General features: G+C 62.9%; 1 protein-coding gene. It reads right to left on the bottom strand.

Translation table 11 applies throughout. The features are described from left to right. Positions 1-2,530, bottom strand: a 2,530-nt coding sequence (locus AC1DUU_RS29210) for an indolepyruvate ferredoxin oxidoreductase family protein (RefSeq protein WP_476786817.1), incomplete at both ends; no start/stop codon positions are given.

Genomic DNA, 2,530 nt, shown 5'->3' with positions numbered 1-2,530 from the left:
GTGTAGAGCCGCGCGACCTCGTATTCGTCCTTGATCGCCATCAGCTTGAACAGAGAGCGCGCGGCGGCTTCGGCGACCATGGTCGAACCCGGCTTCGCCTTCTGCTCGGCCGCGCGGATCGAGGCGATACGTCCGACATAACGCTCCGCATAGGATGCGTTCTGGTAGGACGTCAGGAATTCGGCACGGCGCGCAATCATCTCGTCGAGCGTCTGAGCCATCGCAGGCTCCTCGCCGCGACCGGAGCGGGCAAGCATCGCGCGGACGAATTCCGGCTCATGCGCGGCACGGCGGCCCCAGCGGAATGCAGCAACATTCATGGCCACTGCCTCGCCGTTGAGCGTGATCGCCTTTTCGACCGCCTCGGCCGAAAGCGGTAGGCCGCCATGCTGGAAGGCAAAGYCGAGCATGAACATGTTGGCACCGAGCGAATTGCCAAACAGTGCGGACGCCGTGCGCGTGGCATCGAAGAAATGCGCGTTCGCCTCGCCAGCAGCCTCGCGAATGGTCTTTTTGAGCCGTTCGGTGGGCAACGAGAAATCGGCCGAACGGGTGAATTCGCCGGGCATGATTTCGGCGGTGTTGGCAACGAAAATGGTGTGGTTTTCGCGGACGGCCGCCAAAACCTTCTTGGCGCCCGACACGACTAGGTCGCAGCCAAGAATCAGGTCGGCCTTGCCGGCAGAGACACGGATGGCGTTGATGTCGTCAGGCGAACGGGCGATGCGGACATGGGTGAATACCGAGCCACCCTTCTGGGCGAGACCGGCCATGTCGATCATGCCGCAGCCCTTGCCTTCGAGATGTGCGGCCATGCCAAGCACGGCCCCAACGGTGACCACACCGGTGCCGCCGACACCGTCGATGACCGCCGCCCAGCCGTCGCGGTTGAGCGGAAATGGCTGAGGATCGGGCACGCCTTGCAAGGCCTCGCTTTTGCTGGCGATGCCCTCGGCCTTGCGGATCTTGGCGCCATGAATCGTAACGAATGACGGACAGAAGCCGTTGACGCAGGAAAAGTCCTTGTTGCAGCTCGACTGGTCAATCTTGCGCTTGCGGCCGAACTCGGTCTCGACAGGCTGGATCGACACGCAATTCGACTTAACGCCACAGTCGCCGCAGCCCTCGCAGACCAGCTCGTTGATGAACACGCGCTTGTCAGGGTCGGGGAACGTGCCGCGCTTGCGGCGCCGGCGTTTTTCGGCGGCACAGGTCTGGTCGTAGAGCAGGACGGTCACGCCTTTGATGTCGCGCAGCTCGCGCTGGACAAGATCGAGGTCGTCGCGATGGTGGAACGTCGCGCCTGTCGGGAACTGTGAACGCCCACCATATTTGTCGGGTTCGTCGGTGACGACCGCGATGCGCTCGACGCCCTCGGCGCGTACCTGGCGGGCAATCATGTCCACGGTCAGGCTGCCTTCATGCGGCTGACCGCCTGTCATGGCGACCGCGTCGTTGTAGAGGATCTTGTAGGTGATGTTGGCATCCGAGGCGAGCGCGAAGCGGATCGCCAGCGTGCCCGAATGGTTGTAGGTGCCGTCGCCGAGATTCTGGAAGATGTGCTCGCGCTTGGAAAACGGCGCCTGGCCGATCCATTGCGCGCCCTCGCCACCCATCGCAGTGAAGCCGACAGTGCTGCGGTCCATCCACAACGCCATGAAGTGGCAACCGATGCCCGCGCCGGCGATCGAGCCCTCGGGCACCTTGGTCGACGAATTATGCGGGCAGCCGGAGCAGAAGAACGGCGTCCGCGATGCTACGTCCTTGGTGTCGGCAAGCATTGCCTGATACTGGCGTAGCCGGCTGACACGGGCGGCGATCTCCTCAGACGGGCCGATGACCCTGAGGATGCGTTCACCCAGCGCGATGGCGATGTCGTTAGGGTCGAGCGCGCCCTTGGCCGGAAACAGCCAGTCGCCGCGTTCGTCCTTCTTGCCGACCACCTTGGGCTGCATCGAAGTGCCGTAAAGCTCCTCTCGCACCTGGGTTTCGAGCAGCGAACGCTTCTCTTCGACAACGACGATCATCTCGAGTCCGCGGGCAAAGTCGCGGATATGTTCGATGTCGAGCGGCCACGGACAGCCGACCTTGAACAGGCGAATGCCGATCTGGTTGGCACGCTTTTCGTCGATGCCGAGATCGTCGAGCGCCTGGCGTACGTCGAGGAAACTCTTGCCGACGGTGATGATGCCGATCTTCGGCTTGCGGCCGCCGGAATAGACGATGCGGTTGATGCCGTTGGCGCGGATGAAGGCGGAAGCCGCCGCGCGTTTGTATTCGTGAAGCCRCGCTTCCTGGCCGAGCTGGTCGAGCTCATTGCGGATGTTGAGCCCGCCGGGCGGCATGTCGAAGTCGGGGATGACGATGTTGAGACGCTCGAGCGACGCATCGACGGAAGCCGTGGATTCGATGTTGTCCTTGACGCATTTGATCGCAGCCCACGTGCCGGCGAAACGCGACAGGGCAAAACCATAGAGACCGTAGTCGATCAGCTCCTGCACCCCACCTGGATTGAGGATCGGGATCATCG

The sequence above is a fragment of the Aminobacter sp. P4_H6_2 genome, from assembly GCF_056400805.1.
Note: the sequence above shows the minus strand (reverse complement) of the source record. Positions and strands in the feature narration are given on the sequence as shown.